The organism is Tessaracoccus sp. O5.2 (assembly GCF_964266725.1).
Classification (GTDB): Bacteria; Actinomycetota; Actinomycetes; order Propionibacteriales; family Propionibacteriaceae; genus Arachnia; species Arachnia lapidicapta.
The window spans coordinates 122,593-141,150 of sequence record NZ_CAXWGV010000053.1 but is presented as its reverse complement, the minus strand read 5'-3'; the positions used below and the strand labels follow the sequence as shown (position 1 = coordinate 141,150).

The following is an 18,558-nucleotide window of genomic DNA, read 5'->3' as shown; positions in this document are numbered from 1 at the left end:
TCATAGATCGCCGCCGCTGGTCCGGGCAGGGCCTTGATCCATGCCGTCACTTCGGCGGGGTCGGGGCAGAGTCTTGCTTTGAAGATCTCGCCGGTCTGGACGTCCATGGCATGCGCCACGACGCTGCGGGCATGCACGTCCAGGCCAACACTCGTACGCTCGGTAAACAACCGGGGCCTCCCCACGTATGTCGGAAAGGCCAGACAGGACGCCCCTGTCCGGCAACCCACGAATCGTTGCGCGGCGAGGCCCCGGCCTGCCAGAGCCTCACCCCCGATCGGGGTCACCCATACCGTCTAGGTTGGCCCAATGCCTGACATCGTCCTGATCGCCCCCGGCTCGCCCGACCCGCGCCACAGCGACGGCGTGGAGCGGCTCGTCGACGCCGTCCGCGACCGGGTCCGTTCCGGGCGGGGCGTGGGGGCGTGTTACCTCGGGCATCACGGGCCCACCCCGTCGGAGCTGTCCGCGGAACTGGGGCGTGCGGCCGTCGCCATCCCGCTCCTGCTGGACCCCCGGGACCGCCACGCGAGCGCGCTGCCCGGCGCCGCCCGGGAACTGGCCGCGGCGGGTGCGGACGTCCAGCTGAGGCCCACGCTGGGGCCTGATCCCCGCCTGTTCGACGCCTGCGAGGAACTCCTGGCCGCGGCGGGCATCGTGCCGGACCCGGCCACGGCCGTCGTGCTCGTGGGCCCGGCAGGGGGGCGCGACCTCGCGAGCGTGGAGGAGCCCGCCACCGCACACCGCCTCGGCTGGGGGCCATGGGCCCTGGCCGCCGTCGACGGCGCCGAGCCGCTGGAGGCCGTCGTGGCCCACGTCCGCGGCCTCGCGGACCGGGTGGTCGGCGTCTCGTTCGTCGTGTCGGAGGACCGCGACCACGACCGCATGGCGGCCCGCTGCGACGCCCTCGACATCCCGATGGTGGCCGGTGGCCTGTCCCAGACCGGAGCGCTGGCTGATCTCGTCATCGCGCGCGCGGCGCAGGACGCTAGGCTCTCCGCGTGAGTCAGTTCGGCGCCCTGGTCAACCTCCCCCTCCGCCACGCGGGCAAGGTCCGCGAGCTGTACACCGTCGACGACGACGGGATCGAGCGGATCCTCATGGTGGCCACCGACAACATCTCGGCGTTCGACCACGTGCTGGCGACGCCGATCCCCGACAAGGGAGCCATCCTCACGCAGCTCAGCCTCTGGTGGTTCGATCAGCTGGCCGACCTCGTCGACAACCACGTGGTCTCCACCGACGTGCCGGCCGCGCTCGCCGGGCGCGCGACGCTCGTCGAGGCACTCGACATGGTGGAGGTCGAGTGCGTGGCCCGCGGCTACCTCACCGGCTCCGGGTGGACCGAGTACCAGCAGTCGCGGACCGTGTGCGGCGTTCCGCTGCCGGGCGGACTCCGCGACGGCGACAAGCTTCCCGAACCCATCTTCACGCCGGCCATCAAGGCCCCGCTCGGCGAGCACGACGAGAACGTCGACTTCGCCACCATCGCCCGCCTCCACGGCGATCAGCTGGCGGCCGAGCTGCGCGACCTCACGCTGGCGATCTACCGACGCGCCGAGGCCATCGCCGCCGAGCGCGGCATCATCCTCGCCGACACCAAGTTCGAGTTCGGCCGCCGCGCCGACGGGACGCTAGTGCTCGCGGACGAGGTGCTCACCCCCGACTCCTCCCGCTTCTGGGACGCCGCCGCGTGGCGGCCGGGGGAGTCGCTGCCGAGCTTCGACAAGCAGTACGTCCGCGACTGGCTCGCGCACGAATCCGGCTGGGACAAGGCCTCCGACACCCCGCCCCCGCCGCTGCCCGCCGAGGTGGTGGCGGCCACGCGCGAGCGCTACCTCGAGGCGTTCCGCCGCCTCACCGGCCGCGACTTCCAGCCCGCGGTTCCCGCCTGAGGGCTAGTGTCGACGGCATGACCATCCGCATGCTCGCCCTCCTCGACGGCACGCTCGTCGACCCCACCACCCCCATCGTCCGCGCCGACGACCAGGGCGTCGTGCGGGGCGACGGCGTCTTCGACGCGCTGCTCGCGAGCTTCGGCCGCGCGCACCATCTCGACGAGCACCTCGACCGGCTCGCCGCCTCGGCCCGCATCCTGCAACTGCCCGACCCCGACGACGCGGGCTACCGTCGCGCCGTGGACGCCATCCTCGGCGCGTGGGACTGGGACGCCGAGCCCGAGGCGGTGCTGCGGCTCATCATGACGCGCGGACCAGAGGGCCTCGATGAGCCGAACGGGTGGGTGATGGCCGCCCCGCTCGACGCCACCACCAAGCGTGAGCGGACCGACGGCGTGCGCGTCCTGGTCCTGGACCGCGGGTTCGAGGGCGCCGACGTCGCCCCGCTGCCCTGGCTGCTGCCGGGCGCGAAGTCGCTGTCCTACGGCATCAACATGGCGGCCAAGCGCTACGCGAAGGCGAACGGGGCCGACGACGTCATCTTCGTCACGCCGTCGGGCTCCCTGCTTGAGGGCCCCACCTCCAGCGTGGTCCTGGACCTGGACGGGGTGCTCGTCACCCCGCCGCTGGACGGCATCCTCCGCTCCATCACCATCGCGGAGCTGCTGGACAAGGCGCCCGCTGCGGGGCTCGACGTTCGGGTGGTCCCGCTGCACCGCGACGACCTCGCCCGCGCCCGCGGCGTGTGGCTGCTGTCGAGCGGCCGCATCGTCGCCCCCGTCACGCACATCGACGGCGCGGACATGCCCGCCTCTCCGCTGGGGGAGGCGCTGACCGACCTGCTCACCCCGCGCCCCGAGTGATGCTGGTCCATCCCGCGATCGGCTACCCCGACCTGCCGGACGACGCGGTCGTGCTGCTCGAGGCCGTCGCGGCGGAAGCCCGCGCGCTGCTCGACGGCACGCTGACCGTGGACCGGGACGGGGAGCGGGTGTCGCTGCGGATCACCGAGGTGGAGGCCTACGGCGGCGGGTACGACCCGGCCTCGCACGCGTACCGCGGGCCCTCGGCGCGCAACGCCGCGATGTTCGGCCCGCCCCGCCACGCCTACGTGTACCGGCACATGGGCCTGCACACCTGCTTCAACGTCGTCGTCGCCGTCGACGGCACCCCCACCGGGGTCCTGGTCCGCGCGGGGGAGGTGGTCGAAGGGGTCGAGATCGCCAGGGCCCGGCGCGCGGCCAAGGGCGTCACCCGCCGCGACACCGACCTCGCGTCGGGGCCCGCGCGGCTCACGGTCGCGATGGGGATCACGCTCGCCGACGCCGGCGCCCCGTTGGACGGGTCCACCGGCATCACGGTGCGGCCGCGCAGTGCAGAGGAGCCGATGGTGGGGGTCGGCCCGCGCATCGGCGTCGGGAAGGCGGCCGACTTCCCGCTGCGGTTCTGGATCGACGGCGACCCCACCGTCAGCCGGTGACCCTCAGCGCTGGAACGCGACGATCCGCTCGACGGCCTCGGCGATCGCAGCGCTCCCGGCCGCGAAACTGATCCGCACCGTGCGGTCGCCGAGGCGGGCGTCGAAGTCGCGCCCCGGGGTGACGGCGACGCCGGCGGGCAGAGCGCCAGGTTTCCGGCCAGCGCGTCGACGGCGGGCGCCAGATCCTCGGGCAGCACGAGCCAGCCCAGCCGCCAGCCCGTCATGCCCCAGTACTTGCTGAACGAGGACACCACGACGGCACCGTCGCTCTCGTCCAGCGCCGAGGTTCCGCGATCCGCGCCTGCCGGGTAGGTGACGCCGTGGTAGATCTCGTCGCTGACGAGCAGGACCCCATGCCTGTCGCACCAGGCCACGAGGTCGCGCAGCTCGTCGCGGCTGACCATGGTGCCGGTGGGGTTGGCGGGGGAGGCGAGCACGAGACCCGACAGGGGGTGCTCGGCGTGCGCGGCGGCGAGCAGCTCGACGGTGGGCTGGAACCGCACCTCCGGGCCGCAGTCGATGTCGACGACCTCGCAGCCGAGCGAGGTGAGGATGTTGCGGTAGGCGGGGTAGCCGGGGCGGGCCAGCGCCACCCGGTCGCCCGGCTCGAAGGCCGCGAGGAACGCGAGCAGGAAGCCACCCGACGACCCGGTGGTGACTGCCACCCGGGCGGGGTCGAGCTCCACGCCGTACCAGCGGCGGTAGTGCCCGGAAAGAGCCTCGCGCAGCGGACGGATCCCGAGCGCCGGCGTGTAGCCGAAGGGCCTGCCCTCCGCGTGCAGCCGCGCTGCCTCGGCGTTGACGGCCGACGGCGCCCCGCCCGCGGGTTCCCCGGCGCACAGTGAGATGACGTCGCGGCCGGCCGCCCGCAGGGTGGCCACGCGGTCGAGGACGGTCATGACCTCGAACGGGGGGACGGCGGAGCGCGACGACGGCATGCCGCTCAGGGTAGCCCGGGGCCTCCCCGCGTGTTGTATCAAGGTGTTGACACAAGGGTGAGCCGGGGGATAGCTTTGTGTCACCTACATGATACAAGGAGGGCGCCATGGCCGTCTCAGGACTCTTCTCGCTGATACTGCTCTCGCTGACCGTCGTGATGGCGCTCGCCGCCGCACTGCTGCTGGGGCGACGGCGGGCCCGATCCCTCGCATTCGACGTGGCCTGCCTGCTGGCCCTGCTCCTCACCGCGGTCCTCTTCTCGACGCTGGCAGCCTCGCCAGACGACATGGGCCGTGCCGGGCGTGCCGTGGCGGCCTCGTGGACCCAGGGCGACGGCGCGGCAGAGGGTGTCTTCGGCTCGCTGCGCAGCCCGTACCCGGGCAGCTTCTACACCCTGTGGGTGGGCATCGCGCTGGTGCTGCTGCTGGTGGCGACGGGCATCGGGCTCGGCATGACGGCGCGGCGTCCGCGCAACGGCGCCGATCCGGAACTCGTGCGGGTCGACGACGCGCTGCGCCGGATCATCGCCGAGGGGATCGTCGCCGGGCTCGGCGTCGGCGTCGGCGGCGCGGCGTTCGCCGTGCTGCTCGTCGGGGGCATGGACCTGGTGCAGCTCGCGCCGGTCCCCCTCGTCACGGCAGCCGGGGTGGTGAGCCTCCTCGGCGCCGTCGTCGCGCTCGTGGGTCTGATCGGCGCCGGCGTGATCCTCCTCGTGCCGCGCGACGGCGGTGCCCGGTGACCGTCTCGCTTCGCGTGGACTCCGCCGATCCCACGCCACCGTATGAGCAGCTGCGGCGACAACTCGCTGGGCTCATCCGCACCGGCACCCTGGCCTCGGGGACGAGGCTGCCGACGGTCAGGCAGCTGGCCCAGGACCTCGGCCTGGCTCCAGGGACCGTGATGCGGACGTACCGTGAACTCGAGGCGGACGGGCTCGTGGCGAGCCGACGGGTCCAGGGCACTGTGGTGACCGGGACGGTAGGGGCCGTGGACCAGAGGTTGGCGGTGCTTGCAGCGAGCTTCGTCGAGGAGGCGGGGCGCCTCGGCGTCGGGCCCGCCGAGATCCGCGCCGCCGTCGACGTGGCGCTGTCGCGGGGCTGACGCTGTCCGGCGTCGTCGCGCGCGGACGTCCGCAAGGACGCCGTGGGCTAGAATCCGGGCCATGCCACGCGTCGTCGTCAACGTCATGCCGAAGCCCGAGATCCTCGACCCGCAGGGGAAGGCCGTCACCGGCGCCCTCAAGCGGCTCGGCTTCGACGGGCTCACCGTCCGTCAGGGCAAGCGGTTCGAGATCGAGGTCGACGGCGAGGTTACGCCCGAGGTGCTGGCGGAGATCGGGGATGCGGCCGAGAAGCTGCTCGCCAACACCGTCATTGAGTCCTTCGACGTGGTGGCCGACTGATGGCCCGCATCGGCGTCGTCACGTTCCCGGGGTCGCTCGACGACCATGACGCGTTGCGCGCCGTCCGGCTGACAGGCGCCGAGGCCGTGCCGCTGTGGCACGGGTCTGACTCCGTGCAGGGCGTCGACGCCATCATCCTGCCCGGCGGATTCTCGTACGGCGACTACCTGCGCTGCGGCGCGATCGCCCGGTTCAGCCCGGTCATGGACACCATCATCGACGCCGCCAACGCGGGCATGCCGGTGCTCGGGATCTGCAACGGCTTCCAGCTGCTGTGCGAGGCGCACCTGCTCGAGGGGGCGATGATCCGCAACGTCGGGCAGCACTTCATCTGCCGCGACGAGCGGCTGCGGGTCGAGACCATCGACACCACGTGGACGTGCGCCTTCGAGAAGGGCCAGGAGATCACCATCGCCCTGAAGAACGGCGAGGGCAACTACCAGGCCTCGCCTGAGACGCTGCGCAAGCTCGAGGACAACGACCAGGTGGTCTTCCGGTACCTGGACAACCCGAACGGTTCGGCCAACGACATCGCGGGGATCACCAACGAGCGCGGAAACGTCGTCGGCCTGATGCCGCACCCGGAGCACAACGTCGAGGAGTTGACCAGCCCCACGCTCGACGGCCGCCCGTTCTTCGAGTCGGTGCTGCAGTTCCTGTCCGCGCGCGTCTGACTGGCGCTAGCCGCCGACCGAGGCCGCGCTTGCCTGTTCGCTGAGGTCGCGCCCGACGGCGCAGCCGTCCGGGCGAGTCTCGAAGCCGACGCCGCAGGCGTCGATCTCCTTACCACCCCGTTCGCTGAGGTCGCGCCCCGACGGCGGAGCCGTCCGGGCGAGTCTCGAAGCCGACGCCACCTCGTTCGCTGAGGTCGCGCCCGGTGCGGAGCACCCGGGCGAGTCTCGAAGCCGACGCCGCAGGCGTCGATCACCCTCACCCGGCATCCGTCGAGCGACGTCGCCGAGCCGACAGACCCGGCAGGTCGTCGAACCGACCCTCCACCAACGCACGCCGCTTCGCCCGACCCCAACCGCTGAGCTTCCGCTCCATCTGCCAGGCCTCCCCGATGTTGTCGAACTCCTGCGCCCAGACCAGTCGGACGGGCTGCCTCAGCGCGGTGTAGCGGCTGCCCCTCCCGATGCCGTGCTCCCAGGCGCGCTGATCCAGGTCCCGGGTCGAGCCGACGTAGTACGAGCCGTCTCCGCATTCCAACATGTATGTCCAAGCCATGTCGGCATGATGGTTGGCGGGGCTGGCGGTGTGCCGCGGAATGTGTCGCCTGTGGAGAGTGGGGGGCTTGGGGGGATCGACGCCTGCGGCGTCGGCTTCGAGACTCGCCCGGACGGCTGCACCGTCGGGCGCGACCTCAGCGAACGGGGTGGCGCGACCTCAGCGAGCGGTGTACGCGAGGGGGTGGGACGGTGGGGCGGCAATGCGCAGTGATGCCCAACCCGAGGGTCACCAAACTGGCGTCCCGCCTGGAGCTACCCGACCCAGGGCCGCCCCACCGGCACGCACCCGGACCTGCTCACGCCACCGCCGGAACGAGTGTGGGGAGACGGGAGCCGAGGGTCGGGCGGCCTCGATCTACCCGGCCCCAACTCCTCGGTCAGCTGAACGGGGCACCCGGCCACAAGGGCCGCCCGAGCGTCGGGTCACGGCTTCCCACACCATCAGGGGATGGGGTCAAGGGATCGACGCCTGCGGCGTCGGCTTCGAGACTCGCCCGGGTGCTGCGCACCGGGCGCGACCTCAGCGAACGAGGCGGGCGCGACCTCAGCGAACGGGCAGGCGCGACCTCAGCGAACGGGGAACGCTTGCCACAGGTGCCAGGATGGTGCCCATGTCGTCTGCCAACCTCAGCCACGCCGAAACTTCCGAGCGTGCCCGCCTCGTCACCGTCCACGCGTACCGCGTCGACGTCGACATCCGTGACGCGGCGAACCCCGAGGTCGACATGTTCCCGGTCACGTCGTCGATCGATCTCACCTCGCTGGCGACGGAGACCTGGCTCGACTTCATCGGCGAGGTCGACGCGGTCGAGGTCGACGGCGCGACACACCCCGTGGAGCACGACGGCGCCCGGATCGCGCTGAGCGACCTCCCCACCGGCCGCCCCTGCACCGTCACGGTCCATGCCCGGGGCCGGTACTCGCGCACCGGCGAGGGGCTGCACCGCTTCGTCGACCCGGCTGACGGCGAGACGTACCTCTACACCCAGTACGAACCGGCCGACGCCCGCCGCGTGTTTCCGAACCTGGAGCAGCCGGATATCCGGGCGCCGTTCACGTTCTCGCTCACGGGGCCTCACGGCTGGTGGCTCGGGTCCAACCAGCCCGCGGCGTCGCGGGAGGAGGTGGCCGACGGCGTCGTGCGCGTCGGCTTCGAGCCCACCCGGACGCTGTCGACCTACATCACCTGCCTGGTGGCAGGGCCGTACCACCGGGTGACCGACACCTGGCGCGACATGGAACTCGGCCTGATGTGCCGCCAAAGCCTGGCCCGCTACCTCGACGCCGATGAACTCTTCCGGCTCACCAAGGCGGGCCTGGACTGGCTGACCGCCAACTTCGGCGAGTACCCGTGGGGAGCGACCTACGACCAGATCTTCGTGCCCGAGTACAACCTGGGCGCCATGGAGAACCCCGGGCTGGTCACGTTCACCGAGCACTACCTGTTCCGCTCGCCCGCGACACCCGCGCAGCTGCAGGGCCGCGCCAACACGCTGGTGCACGAGATGAGCCACATGTGGTTCGGCGACCTGGTGACCTGCCGCTGGTGGGGCGACCTGTGGCTCAAGGAGAGCTTCGCGGAGTTCATGGGCAGCCACGTCTCCGTCGAGGCGTGCGGCTTCGCCGACGGCTGGGTCAACTTCGCCACGTCGCGCAAAGTGGGGGCCTACCTCGCGGACGCCATGCCGACGACGCACCCGATCGTCGCCGACATCCCGGACCTCGAGGCCGCGAAGACCAACTTCGACCGGATCACCTACTCCAAGGGGTCCGCCGCGCTGACTCAGCTCGTGCACTACGTGGGCCTGGACGCGTTCCTCGCCGGGTGCCGCCGCTACTTCCGCACGCACGCCTTCGGCGCGGCCAGCCTCGCCGACTTCATCGCCGCCCTGGACCACGAGACCGACCGGGACCTCAGCGGCTGGATCGCGGCGTGGCTGGAGACGTCGGGCCACGACCGGCTGAGCGCCCACGTCGACGCGCCCGCCGGCCGCCTCGCGGGGCTGCGGGTGCGCCGCTACACCCCGGCGGGTGACTCGGCCGACCGCCCGCACGCCACCACCGTCGGCCTCTATGCACTGACGGACGGCAGCCTGACCCTGATACGGCGGCTCGACGTCGTCATCGCGGGCCAGGAGACCGCGGTGGAGGTGCCGACCGGGCTCCCCGCACCGGACGTCGTGCTCGTCAACGACCAGGATCAGACCTTCGCGCGCGTCGAGCTGGACGACCGCAGCCGCGAGGTCCTGCTCTACCACGTCGCCGACCTGGAGCCGCTGGCCAGGGCCGTCGCCTGGACCGCGCTCTGGTCGGATGTCCGCGCCGGGCTGATCGCCCCGGCCGCGTTCGTCGCGGCGGTCCTCCGCGCCGGCGAGACGCAGTCCGGCGTCCTGGCGACGCTGCTGGACCGCGCCTTCACCGCCCTGGACCGGTACAACGACGACGCGCCCGTGACAGCGCTCTGGCGCGAGGGCTGCCGCCGGGCCGCCCTGGACGCCGAACCGGGTTCGGCCGAGCAGCAGTCGTGGGCCAAGGCGTCCCTGCGCGCCGCGGCCCTGGCCCCCGAGGACGTCCGCTGGGTGCTGGACGGCGGGATCCCGGGGCTGGAGGTGTCGGTCGACCTCACCTGGTTGGCCTGGCAGTCGCTGGCGACGCAGGGCGCGGCGAGCGACGCCGAACTGGCCGCGGCTCTGGCCGCCGACGACACCGCGACGGGTCGTATGGCGCACCTGCGCGCGGTCATGTCCCGCCCCGACCCGACGCTCAAGGAGGACGCCTGGCGGCGGGCGCACACCGTCGGCGGCGAGACCAACGAGGCGGTCGACGCCCTCCTCGCCGGCTTCCGCGCCCCAGGTCAGGACGCGATGCGCGCCCCGTTCACGGACCGCTACTTCGCCGGGCTGCTGGCGGTGTGGCGGGAGCACCCCATCGAGATCGCCATGCGGCTGGTCCGCGGCGGGTTCCCCGCCGACGGCGCGGAGGCGGGACGGCGGTGGCTGAGCGAGCACCCGGACGCGCCGGCCACGCTGCGCCGCCTGGTCCGCGAGGAGGTCTTCGAGGCGGAGGTCGCGGCGCGGGTGCGGTCCGCGAACGCCGTCGAGTTACCCGCAGCGGAGCGTGCGACGGTAGATTGACCCCGTGGCAGACACCGTTGAGCACGCAGCCCAGACGCCGGATGTCGAGCAGCCGTACGCGGCGCTGGGCGTGAAGGACGACGAGTACGCGCGGATCCGCGAGATCCTGGGCCGCCGGCCCACCAGCGCCGAACTCGCGATGTACTCGGTCATGTGGTCCGAGCACTGCTCGTACAAGTCGTCGAAGGTGCACCTGCGCAAGTTCGGCGAGCTCAGCCAGGACACCCCGCGCGGCCCGCTGCTGGCCGGCATCGGCGACAACGCCGGCGTCGTCGACATCGGCCAGGGCTACGCCGTGACCTTCAAGGCGGAGTCGCACAACCACCCGTCGTTCGTCGAGCCGTACCAGGGCGCCGCGACCGGCGTCGGCGGCATCGTCCGCGACATCCTCGCCATGGGCGCCCGCCCGATCGGCGTGATGGACTCGCTGCGCTTCGGGCCCCTCGACGAGTCCGACACCCGCCGCGTCCTGCCCGGCGTCGTCGCCGGCGTCGGGGGCTACGGCAACTGCCTCGGCCTGCCCAACATCGGCGGCGAGGTCCAGTTCCACGAGAGCTACCTCGGCAACCCCCTGGTCAACGCCCTGTGCGTCGGCGTGCTGCGCCACGAGGACCTGCACTTCGCCAAGGCGACCGGCGTCGGCAACCAGGTCATCATGTTCGGCGCGGCCACGGGCGGCGACGGCATCGGCGGCGCCTCGATCCTCGCCTCCGAAACGTTCGACGAGGACGGCCCCGCCAAGCGCCCGAGCGTGCAGGTCGGCGACCCGTTCATGGAGAAGCTCCTCATCGAGTGCACCCTGGAGCTGTTCCAGGCGGGCATCATCAACGGCATCCAGGACTTCGGCGCCGCCGGCATCTCCTGCGCCACCTCCGAGCTGGCCTCGGCGGGCGACGGCGGCATGTTCGTCAACCTGGACCTCGTGCCGCTCCGCGACCCCAACCTCGCCCCTGAGGAGATCCTCATGAGCGAGTCGCAGGAGCGGATGATGGCGGTGGTCGAACCCGCCAACGTCGACCGCTTCATGGAGATCTGCGCCAAGTGGGACGTCCAGGCCACGGTCGTCGGTGAGGTCATCGAGGGCGACCGGCTCATCATCCAGTGGCACGGCGAGACCATCGTCGACGTCGACCCCAAGACGGTCGCCCACGAGGGCCCCGTCTACGAGCGCCCGTACCACCGGCCGGCGTGGCTCGACGCCGTCAACGCCGACCGCGCCGAGGACCTGCCGCGCGACAACTCGCCCGAGGCCCTCAAGTCCGCGATCCTCACGATCCTGGGCCACGGCAACATCGCCGACAAGACGTGGGTGACGGAGCAGTACGACCGCTACGTGCGCGGCAACTCCGTCCTCGCGCAGCCCGAGGACTCGGGGATGCTGCGCATCGACGAGGAGACCGGCCTCGGCATCGCGCTGGCGCTCGACGCCAACTCGCGGTTCTCCTACCTCAACCCGTACCTCGGCGCCCAGCTGTCCCTGGCCGAGTCCTACCGCAACGTCGCCGTCACCGGCGCCGAGCCCGTGGCGATCACGGACTGCCTGAACTTCGGCTCCCCGGAGGACCCCGAGGTGATGTGGCAGTTCGCCGAGGCCGTGCTCGGGCTCGTCGACGGCTGTCGTGAGCTGGGGGTCCCCGTGACCGGCGGCAACGTGTCGCTGTACAACCAGACGGCGACCGCCCCGATCCTGCCGACCCCCACCGTCGGCGTGCTGGGCGTGATCGACGACGTGGCCACGCGGCTGCGGTCCGGCTTCGCGCACCCCGGCGACGCGATCCTCCTGCTGGGCGAGACCCGCGAGGAGCTGTCCGGCTCCATCTGGGCGTCGGCGCTGCACGACCACCTGGGCGGCATGCCGCCCGCCGTGTCGCTGGACGCCGAGAAGGCGCTGGCGGCCGTCATGGGGGAGGCGTCGCGCCGCGGGCTGCTGTCGTCTGCGCACGATGTCAGCGAGGGCGGCCTGGCCGTCGCGCTGGCGGAGTCGGCGTTCCGCGCCGGCCTGGGCTTCGCCGTCACCGTCCCGGAGGGTGACCCCACCGTCGCCCTGTTCTCAGAGTCGTCGGCCCGCGCCGTTGTGTCGCTGTCGGGCGCCGACGTCGAGGCGTTCGAGGCGCTCTGCGCCGAGAAGGGCGTCCCCGTCACGCGGCTGGGCGAGGTGACCGGTGAGCCGGAGCTCGAGTTCGTGGGGCTGCTGACCCTCGGCCTGGAGGAGGCGCTGTCGGCCTGGAAGGCGCCGATCCCGGCCGCGATGGCCTGACGGCTCGGGCCCCGGGCTGGGGCATCGGGGAGTCTCGGTAGGGTGGGGAGCATGAGCCTCACCGACCGCGTCACCGATGTCCTGCCCTCAGTCCTCACCGACCTCAAGCGACTCATCGCGATCCCCTCGGTGTCGTCCCTCCCGGACCACCACGACCATGTCCTGGCCGCCGCCGACGGCGTCGCGGACCTCCTGCGCGACCTCGGCTGCCCGGACGTGCGGCTCCTCGGCGCCGGCGGCAAGCCGGCCGTCTACGGACACTTCCCGGCCCCCGACGGCGCACCGACGGTCCTGCTCTACGCGCACTACGACGTCCAGCCGACGGGCGACGACGCTGCCTGGACCTCGGCGCCGTTCTCCGCGATGGAGCGCGACGGGCGCCTGTACGCCCGCGGCTCCGCCGACGACAAGGGCGGCATCGGGGTCCACCTCGCCGCGCTGCGTGCCTTCGACGGTCGGCCGCCCGTCGGAGTCAAGATCTTCATCGAGGGCGAGGAGGAGATCGGCTCGCCCAGCATGTCCGGGCTGCTGGATCAGCACGCCGCCGACCTCGCCGCCGACGTGTTCGTCATCGCCGATGCCGTGAACTGGAACGTCGGCGAGCCCTCCTTCACCACGACCCTGCGCGGCATGGTCGACGCGACCGTCACCGTCTCCACGCTGCGGACCGGGCTGCACTCCGGCCAGTTCGGCGGCGTGGTGCCGGACGCGCTGACCGCGCTGTGCCGCCTGCTGGCCACGCTCCACGACGAGCGCGGCAACGTCGCCGTCGCCGGCCTCACCAGCGACCCCGACCCCGTCGTCGACTACGACGAGGACCGACTGCGCGACGAGACGGGCCTGCTGGACGGCGTGCAGTGGATCGGCGACGGACCGGCCACCGCCCGCATGTGGACCCGGCCCGCCGCCTCGGTGCTGGCCATCGACGCCACCCCCGTTCAGGACGCGTCCAACACGCTCATCCCCACGGCGCGGGCGAAGGTGAGCCTCCGGCTCGCGCCCGGCCAGGACGCCGACGCCGCCGAGGCCGCCCTCCGCGACCACCTGCTGGCCAACGCCCCGTGGGGCGCGCGGGTGGAGGTCGAGGCCGGCCAGAACGGCGCGGGCAGCGTCATCTCGCTCGACGACGACCGTGCCCGCGCCGCCCTCGACGCGTTCGCCGAGGCGTTCGGCGTCGCGCCTGTGGAGATCGGCGTCGGCGGCTCCATCCCCATCGTCGCCGAGTTCGCCGACCGCAACCCCGGCGCCCTGGTGCTCGTCACGGCCGTGACGGACCCGACGTCGCACATGCACGGGATCGACGAGTCGCTGGACCTCGGCGACTTCGCCAAGGCGGCGCTCGCCGAGGCCCTGTTCCTCCAGCGCCTGGCGTGACCGCGCCGCGTGCCGATGAGGCCGCCCGCTCGGTGTTGACCCTGTTCGGCGCCCGCGCGCTCGGCCTGCCCGGCACGCACCTGGCGCGCACCTCCCGTCCGGGCCGGGTGCACCGCGACTGGCATTACTGGTGGCAGGCGCACCTGCTCGACTGCATGGTCGACGCCCACGGTCGCGGGTCTCCCGTCGTCAGCGAGCGCCTCATCCGCCGGCACCTGCGCGGCATCCGGGTGCGGAACTGGGGCCGCCTCCGCAACGGGTTCTACGACGACATGGCATGGTTGGCGCTCGCGGCGCACCGCGCCGGCCGCCCTGCTCGCGGACTCGAACGGGCGCTACTCGGCGCCATCACCGACGACTGGGGCGGCGGGGCCTTCTGGAGCACCGACCGGGACTTCAAGAACACCGCCGCCACCGCGCCGATCGCCCTCTACCTCGCCCGGACGGGGGACCGGGTCGCGGCGGGCCGGCTCCTCGACTGGCTGCTGGCCCACCTCGCGGACCCCGACACCGGGCTGCTGCGCGACGGGCTCCGCCGCGTCGACGGCCGCCCCACCCTCGTGCCGCACGTGTTCACCTACAACCAGGGCCCCGTGCTGGCGGTGATGCTGGAGCTCGGCCGGGTCGACGACGCAACCCGCCTGCTGGGCGCCGTCGGCACCCGCCTCACACACCCGGGCACCGCGGTCCTGCGCACCCACGGCGGCGGCGACGGGGGTCTCTTCACCGGCATCCTCGTCCGCTACCTGGCGCTCGCGGCCCGCGATCCGCGAATCCCCGCCGACGCCCGCGCCGCGGCCGCCGACCTCGTCGGCGCCACCGCCGAGGCCCTGTGGTCGGGCCGCGAGGTCCGCGGCTGGCGGCACCGGCCGGTCACCGTCTTCCCGCAGGACACCACGCCCGCCGGGGCAGGACCCGTCGCGGACACCGTCGAACTCGCCGCACAGCTGCAGGCATGGCTGGCGCTGGAAGCCGCGGCGGTGCTCCGCCGGTCCGCCTAGCCGACGGTCTCCACCCAGAACCGGCCCTCGAGCCAGTGGGCGGCGATAGCCGCGGGCAGCCAGGGCAGGACGTCGGCCGGCAGGTCGCGCGGCTCGAACCAGCCGAGCTCCGACGTGGCCTCCCCGGGCGCGAGCCGGCCGTGCCAGACGTCGGTGTCGAAGAAGAAGTTGAACCCTTGCACCCGCCCGTCCGCGTACGGCACGTCGAAGCGCTGCACGCCCACGTGCCGCAGCGCCGTCGGGTCCAGGCGGGCGCCGACCTCCTCGGAGGCCTCGCGCGCCGCCGCCACCGCGATCGTCTCGCCGGGCTCGACGTGACCGCCGGGCAGATTCCACAGACCGTCGCCCCGCCCCGTCCCGTCGCGGCGCGCCAGCAGCACCCGGCCGGCCTGATCGCGCAGGGCGACCCAGGCGATCAGTTCGAATTCCATACCCTCATCTAACCGCGCCGGTAGCGTGGCGGAGGAACCGACGGGAAGGGGCGGCCAGTGCGGATCGAGCGCGACTCGCTGGGGGAGATGGAGCTCCCGGACGACGCCTACTGGGGCATCAACACGGCCCGCGCCGTGAACAACTTCCGGATCAGCCGCCGCGAGATCAGCGTCTACCCGGACCTGATCGTCGCCTACGCGCAGGTCAAGCAGGCCGCCGCCCGCGCCAACCGCGACATCGGCGCCCTCGACGGCGAGCGCGCCGAGCTCATCGACCGGGCCGCGCAGGACATCATCGACGGGCACCTGCACGACCAGTTCATCGTCGGGGTGATCCAGGGCGGCGCCGGTACCTCGACCAACATGAACGTCAACGAGGTGATCGCGAACCGCGCGCTCGAGCTCGCCGGCCGTCCCTTCGGCGACTACGCGTTCCTCTCACCCAACGACCACGTCAACCGGTCGCAGTCCACCAACGACACGTATCCCAGCGCGGTGAAGCTCAGCCTCATCGCCGCCCTCACGAAGCTGGCCGACGAGATGCGGCTGCTGCGCCACTCGTTCGCGACCAAGGGCCGCGAGTTCCGTGAGGTGCTGAAGGTCGGCCGCACCCAGCTGCAGGACGCGGTGCCGATGACGCTCGGCCAGGAGTTCCGCGGTTTCTCCACCACGCTGGGGGAGGACATCGACCGCCTCGAGGACGTGCGCCCGCTGTTGATGGAGCTCAACCTCGGCGCGACCGCCATCGGCACCGGCATCACCGCGTCGCCCGAGTACGGCCCCGCCGTGATCCGCCATCTGCGCGAGATCACGGGTCTGCCCGACCTCATGCAGGCGGGCGACCTCATCGAGGCCACCAGCGACACCGGCGTGTTCATGTCGACGTCGTCGGTGATGAAGCGCGCGGCCATGAAGCTGTCGAAGATCTGCAACGATCTGCGGCTGCTCAGCTCGGGCCCGCAGGCGGGGTTCGCCGAGATCGTCCTGCCCCCGGTTCAGGCCGGCAGCTCGATCATGCCCGGCAAGGTGAACCCGGTCATCCCCGAGGCGGTCAACCAGGTCGCCTTCGTCATCGCCGGGGCCGACGTCACGGTCGCGATGGCGTCCGAGGCGGGCCAGCTGCAGCTCAACGCCTTCGAGCCCGTCATGGCGCACGTCCTGTTGCAGAACTCGACCTGGCTGCGACGGGCCGTGCGGACGCTGCGCATCAACTGCGTCGACGGGATCACGGCCAACGTCGACCGGACGCGGGCGCAGGTGAACCAATCCGTCGGCGTGGTCACCGCGCTGCTGCCGGTGCTGGGCTACGCGACGGCGACGCGGATCGCGAAGGAGGCGCTGCGCACCGGCCGCCCGGTCCGGGACCTCGTGCTCAAGGACGGCCGGATCAGCGCCGAGGTCCTCGACGAACTCCTCTCGCCCGTGGCGCTGTCGGGGCTGCAGGACACCGGTCCGCTGCCGCCCATGACGCCCGAGCTCATCCTGCGGATGGAGCGCGAGCTCGACGCGGCCGACCTCCGCGACGACTCCTGAGCCCCGATTCAGCCGTCCGACGCGAACACGTGCCCGAACGACTCGGGCGCCGGCTGCGTGAACCGCGCCTCGCGCTTGCCCAGGAACGCGAGCGCGCCCTCGCGGCCGTCCCCGTGCGCGGCGTGGCGCAAGGCCAGCGACTCCGCCAGGTGCGCCCCGAGCACGTCGTCGCTGGCGAGGTGCCGCCAGACGAGCTGCCGCGTGAGCGCGACGGCGTGCGCGGAGCGACCGAGCGTCATCCGGTCCGCGACAGCGCGGGCGGCGGCGAGCAGATCGGCGGGGGAGTGGACCGAGTCGACCAGGCCGATCTCGAGGGCCCGCTCGGCCGGGATGATGTCGCCGCTGTAGAGCAGGTCCAGGGCCCGCGAGGGACCGACGATGCGCGGCAGGAACCACGTCGAGCAGGCCTCCGGCGTGATCCCCAGCCGCGCGAACACGAACCCCATGCGGGCGTCGGTGGAGGCCAGCCGGGCGTCCATCGGCAGCGTCATCGTCGAGCCGATGCCGACACCGGGCCCGTTGATGGCCGCGATGACGGGTTTGCGGCATTCGAGGATCGCCAGGGTGAGCTTGCCGCCCGGTTCCCGGGCTCCCTCGGTGACCTCCGGCTCCGCCCAGCGCTCCCGGAGCTCCGCCGGGGTGAGGTCCATCCGCGGGTCGAAGCCGAAGACGTTGTCGCTGTCCGACAGCTCCATCCCGGCGCAGAACGCCCGCCCGGACCCGGTGACGATGATGGCGCGCACCGCGTCGTCGGCGTCGGCGTCGCGCAGGGCGTCCACGAACTCGCGCCCCATGTCGAGGGTGAAGGCGTTGAGCCGATCCGGGCGGTTGAGGGTGAGGGTCGCGACGCCGTCGTCGCGGGTCAGCAGCACGCTGCTCATGGCTCTCCTTGTAGTCGGGTGAGGGTGGCGCGGTACTCGGTGTCGAGCCGGTCGACCAGTTCGGCGACCGTGGGCACGTCGGTGATGCCGGCGACGCCGTGTCCGGCCGACCACACGTCGCGCCAGGCCTTGACGTCCTCGGTCCCCGCCGGCGGCCCGGCGGGGTCGATGCCCGCCGCCCCCAGGCTGGCGGCCAGGAAGTTCGCCGGGATGCCGCTCACGGCCGGGGTGTACACGACGTCCCCGGCCCCGGCGGCCACGACCATGGCCCGGTAGGCGTCGGGGGCCAGGGACTCGCGGGTGGCGAGGAATCGGGTGCCGAGGTAGGCGAGGTCGGCGCCGAGCGCGCGGGCGGCCACGACGTCGGCCCCGCTGTTCATCGCGCCGGCGAGCAGGACCGTGCCGTCGAACCACGGCCGCACCGAGGCGACGAGCGCGAATGGATTGACGGTGCCCGCGTGCCCGCCCGCGCCCGCGGCCACGAGGACGAGGCCGTCCACCCCCGCCGCGGCGGCCTTGCGCGCGTGGCGCAGGGTGGTGATGTCGTGGAACACGACGCCCCCGTAGCTGTGGACGGCCGCGACCACCTCGGGGACGGCGCCCAGCGACGTGATGACCAGCGGGACCTCGTGCTCGACGACGACCGCCAGGTCCGACTCCAGCCGTGTGTTCGTCGCGTGCACGATGAGGTTGACGCCGTACGGGGCGTCGGTGGGGCCCAGCCCGGATTCGACGGCGGCCAACCACTCGTCCAGGTCCGCGCTGCTGCGCCGGTTGAGCGCGGGGAACGTGCCCACGACGCCGGCGCGGCAGCAGGCGACGACGAGGTCCGGCCCTGACACCAGGAACATGGGCGCGGCGACCACCGGCACCCGCAGCCGCTCTGACCATCCGGCCGGCAATACCATCGACGCCTCCTCGACCTCGGCTCGAGCCCAGTCTGGCAGAGCCCGCTGTCCAGTCTCGCGCTCCGGCCGGTTCTGCGGCACAATCTGTCGG

Annotated in this window: 16 protein-coding genes and 2 pseudogenes; 13 read left to right on the top strand and 5 right to left on the bottom strand. The window is 72.6% G+C overall.

Going from position 1 to position 18,558, the window contains the following annotated elements; translation table 11 throughout:
- The first annotated feature begins 309 nt into the window (after window positions 1-309).
- From ACFQPD_RS13270 to ACFQPD_RS13255, 4 genes and pseudogenes are all read left to right on the top strand, one after another.
- Window positions 310-1,005: a sirohydrochlorin chelatase gene (locus ACFQPD_RS13270; RefSeq protein ID WP_068752698.1), complete on the top strand. Its 696-nt coding sequence runs from the start codon at window positions 310-312 to the stop codon at window positions 1,003-1,005.
- A 14-nt stretch (window positions 1,006-1,019) separates the two neighbouring features.
- Window positions 1,020-1,865, top strand: a pseudogene (locus ACFQPD_RS13265) (phosphoribosylaminoimidazolesuccinocarboxamide synthase); the annotation flags it as partial.
- 47 nt (window positions 1,866-1,912) lie between these two features.
- Window positions 1,913-2,761, top strand: a complete 849-nt coding sequence (locus ACFQPD_RS13260; RefSeq protein WP_353081794.1) for an aminotransferase class IV — start codon at window positions 1,913-1,915, stop codon at window positions 2,759-2,761.
- A complete protein-coding gene (locus tag ACFQPD_RS13255; protein ID WP_385901227.1) occupies window positions 2,761-3,378 on the top strand; it encodes a DNA-3-methyladenine glycosylase in 618 nt (205 codons plus the stop codon). The genes ACFQPD_RS13260 and ACFQPD_RS13255 overlap by 1 nt, the downstream gene beginning before the upstream one ends.
- 134 nt (window positions 3,379-3,512) lie before the next feature.
- On the opposite strand, the pseudogene ACFQPD_RS13250 reads toward ACFQPD_RS13255, so the two are convergent.
- Window positions 3,513-4,277, bottom strand: a pseudogene (locus ACFQPD_RS13250) (pyridoxal phosphate-dependent aminotransferase); the annotation flags it as partial.
- 146 nt (window positions 4,278-4,423) lie between these two features.
- On the opposite strand from ACFQPD_RS13250, the gene ACFQPD_RS13245 reads away from it, so the two are divergent.
- The 4 genes from ACFQPD_RS13245 to purQ all read left to right on the top strand — a co-directional run bounded on the left by ACFQPD_RS13245 (window position 4,424) and on the right by purQ (window position 6,393).
- On the top strand, window positions 4,424-5,056 hold the full coding sequence (locus tag ACFQPD_RS13245; protein ID WP_385901225.1) for a hypothetical protein: 633 nt from the start codon (window positions 4,424-4,426) through the stop codon (window positions 5,054-5,056).
- Window positions 5,053-5,418: a GntR family transcriptional regulator gene (locus ACFQPD_RS13240; protein WP_385901223.1), complete on the top strand. Its 366-nt coding sequence runs from the start codon at window positions 5,053-5,055 to the stop codon at window positions 5,416-5,418. Before ACFQPD_RS13245 ends, ACFQPD_RS13240 begins: the two co-directional genes overlap by 4 nt.
- Before the next feature lie 61 nt (window positions 5,419-5,479).
- Window positions 5,480-5,719, top strand: coding sequence for a phosphoribosylformylglycinamidine synthase subunit PurS (purS, locus tag ACFQPD_RS13235; RefSeq protein ID WP_068752691.1), 240 nt, complete (start codon window positions 5,480-5,482; stop codon window positions 5,717-5,719).
- The gene (purQ, locus tag ACFQPD_RS13230) at window positions 5,719-6,393 is read left to right on the top strand and encodes a phosphoribosylformylglycinamidine synthase subunit PurQ (RefSeq protein ID WP_385901222.1); all 675 of its coding nucleotides are present in this window, start codon (window positions 5,719-5,721) and stop codon (window positions 6,391-6,393) included. The genes purS and purQ overlap by 1 nt, the downstream gene beginning before the upstream one ends.
- Before the next feature lie 256 nt (window positions 6,394-6,649).
- On the opposite strand, the gene ACFQPD_RS13225 is transcribed toward purQ, so the two are convergent.
- On the bottom strand, window positions 6,650-6,946 hold the full coding sequence (locus ACFQPD_RS13225; protein ID WP_068752689.1) for a GIY-YIG nuclease family protein: 297 nt from the start codon (window positions 6,944-6,946) through the stop codon (window positions 6,650-6,652).
- 613 nt (window positions 6,947-7,559) lie between these two features.
- Between ACFQPD_RS13225 and pepN the strand changes: the two genes are divergently transcribed.
- The 4 genes from pepN to ACFQPD_RS13205 are packed head-to-tail and all read left to right on the top strand — an operon-like array spanning window position 7,560 to window position 14,714.
- Window positions 7,560-10,082, top strand: coding sequence for an aminopeptidase N (pepN, locus tag ACFQPD_RS13220; protein ID WP_385901221.1), 2,523 nt, complete (start codon window positions 7,560-7,562; stop codon window positions 10,080-10,082).
- A 4-nt stretch (window positions 10,083-10,086) separates the two neighbouring features.
- Window positions 10,087-12,339 (top strand): phosphoribosylformylglycinamidine synthase subunit PurL, encoded by a 2,253-nt coding sequence (purL, locus tag ACFQPD_RS13215; protein WP_385901220.1) that lies wholly within the window; start codon window positions 10,087-10,089, stop codon window positions 12,337-12,339.
- Between the two features lie 51 nt (window positions 12,340-12,390).
- Complete coding sequence (locus ACFQPD_RS13210; protein ID WP_385901219.1) at window positions 12,391-13,713, top strand: dipeptidase; 1,323 nt, start codon at window positions 12,391-12,393, stop codon at window positions 13,711-13,713.
- Window positions 13,710-14,714 carry a glycoside hydrolase family 76 protein gene (locus tag ACFQPD_RS13205; RefSeq protein WP_385901217.1) on the top strand — a complete coding sequence of 335 codons (1,005 nt, stop codon included), beginning with the start codon at window positions 13,710-13,712 and terminating at the stop codon, window positions 14,712-14,714. The genes ACFQPD_RS13210 and ACFQPD_RS13205 overlap by 4 nt, the downstream gene beginning before the upstream one ends.
- Here ACFQPD_RS13205 and ACFQPD_RS13200 read toward each other — a convergent pair.
- Complete coding sequence (locus ACFQPD_RS13200; protein WP_068752684.1) at window positions 14,711-15,145, bottom strand: NUDIX domain-containing protein; 435 nt, start codon at window positions 15,143-15,145, stop codon at window positions 14,711-14,713. The genes ACFQPD_RS13205 and ACFQPD_RS13200 overlap by 4 nt on opposite strands.
- Before the next feature lie 57 nt (window positions 15,146-15,202).
- On the opposite strand from ACFQPD_RS13200, the gene ACFQPD_RS13195 reads away from it, so the two are divergent.
- Window positions 15,203-16,678, top strand: a complete 1,476-nt coding sequence (locus ACFQPD_RS13195) for an aspartate ammonia-lyase (RefSeq protein WP_385901215.1) — start codon at window positions 15,203-15,205, stop codon at window positions 16,676-16,678.
- An 8-nt stretch (window positions 16,679-16,686) separates the two neighbouring features.
- Here the strand turns inward: ACFQPD_RS13195 and ACFQPD_RS13190 are convergent, their stop codons facing one another.
- Together ACFQPD_RS13190 and ACFQPD_RS13185 are read right to left on the bottom strand one after the other, a co-directional pair.
- Window positions 16,687-17,559: an enoyl-CoA hydratase-related protein gene (locus ACFQPD_RS13190; RefSeq protein WP_385901213.1), complete on the bottom strand. Its 873-nt coding sequence runs from the start codon at window positions 17,557-17,559 to the stop codon at window positions 16,687-16,689.
- Window positions 17,556-18,467: an NAD(P)H-dependent flavin oxidoreductase gene (locus ACFQPD_RS13185; RefSeq protein WP_385901211.1), complete on the bottom strand. Its 912-nt coding sequence runs from the start codon at window positions 18,465-18,467 to the stop codon at window positions 17,556-17,558. The genes ACFQPD_RS13190 and ACFQPD_RS13185 overlap by 4 nt, the downstream gene beginning before the upstream one ends.
- Window positions 18,468-18,558 lie beyond the last annotated feature (91 nt).

Coding starts and splice junctions, on each gene's coding strand:
- ACFQPD_RS13260 (WP_353081794.1), top strand. CDS start 1,913: ATGACCATCCGCATGCTCGCCCTCCTCGACGGCACGCTCGTCGACCCC.
- purS (WP_068752691.1), top strand. CDS start 5,480: ATGCCACGCGTCGTCGTCAACGTCATGCCGAAGCCCGAGATCCTCGAC.
- pepN (WP_385901221.1), top strand. CDS start 7,560: ATGTCGTCTGCCAACCTCAGCCACGCCGAAACTTCCGAGCGTGCCCGC.
- ACFQPD_RS13245 (WP_385901225.1), top strand. CDS start 4,424: ATGGCCGTCTCAGGACTCTTCTCGCTGATACTGCTCTCGCTGACCGTC.
- purQ (WP_385901222.1), top strand. CDS start 5,719: ATGGCCCGCATCGGCGTCGTCACGTTCCCGGGGTCGCTCGACGACCAT.
- ACFQPD_RS13210 (WP_385901219.1), top strand. CDS start 12,391: ATGAGCCTCACCGACCGCGTCACCGATGTCCTGCCCTCAGTCCTCACC.
- ACFQPD_RS13255 (WP_385901227.1), top strand. CDS start 2,761: ATGCTGGTCCATCCCGCGATCGGCTACCCCGACCTGCCGGACGACGCG.
- ACFQPD_RS13185 (WP_385901211.1), bottom strand. CDS start 18,467: ATGGTATTGCCGGCCGGATGGTCAGAGCGGCTGCGGGTGCCGGTGGTC.
- ACFQPD_RS13200 (WP_068752684.1), bottom strand. CDS start 15,145: ATGGAATTCGAACTGATCGCCTGGGTCGCCCTGCGCGATCAGGCCGGC.
- ACFQPD_RS13225 (WP_068752689.1), bottom strand. CDS start 6,946: ATGGCTTGGACATACATGTTGGAATGCGGAGACGGCTCGTACTACGTC.
- ACFQPD_RS13190 (WP_385901213.1), bottom strand. CDS start 17,559: ATGAGCAGCGTGCTGCTGACCCGCGACGACGGCGTCGCGACCCTCACC.
- ACFQPD_RS13270 (WP_068752698.1), top strand. CDS start 310: ATGCCTGACATCGTCCTGATCGCCCCCGGCTCGCCCGACCCGCGCCAC.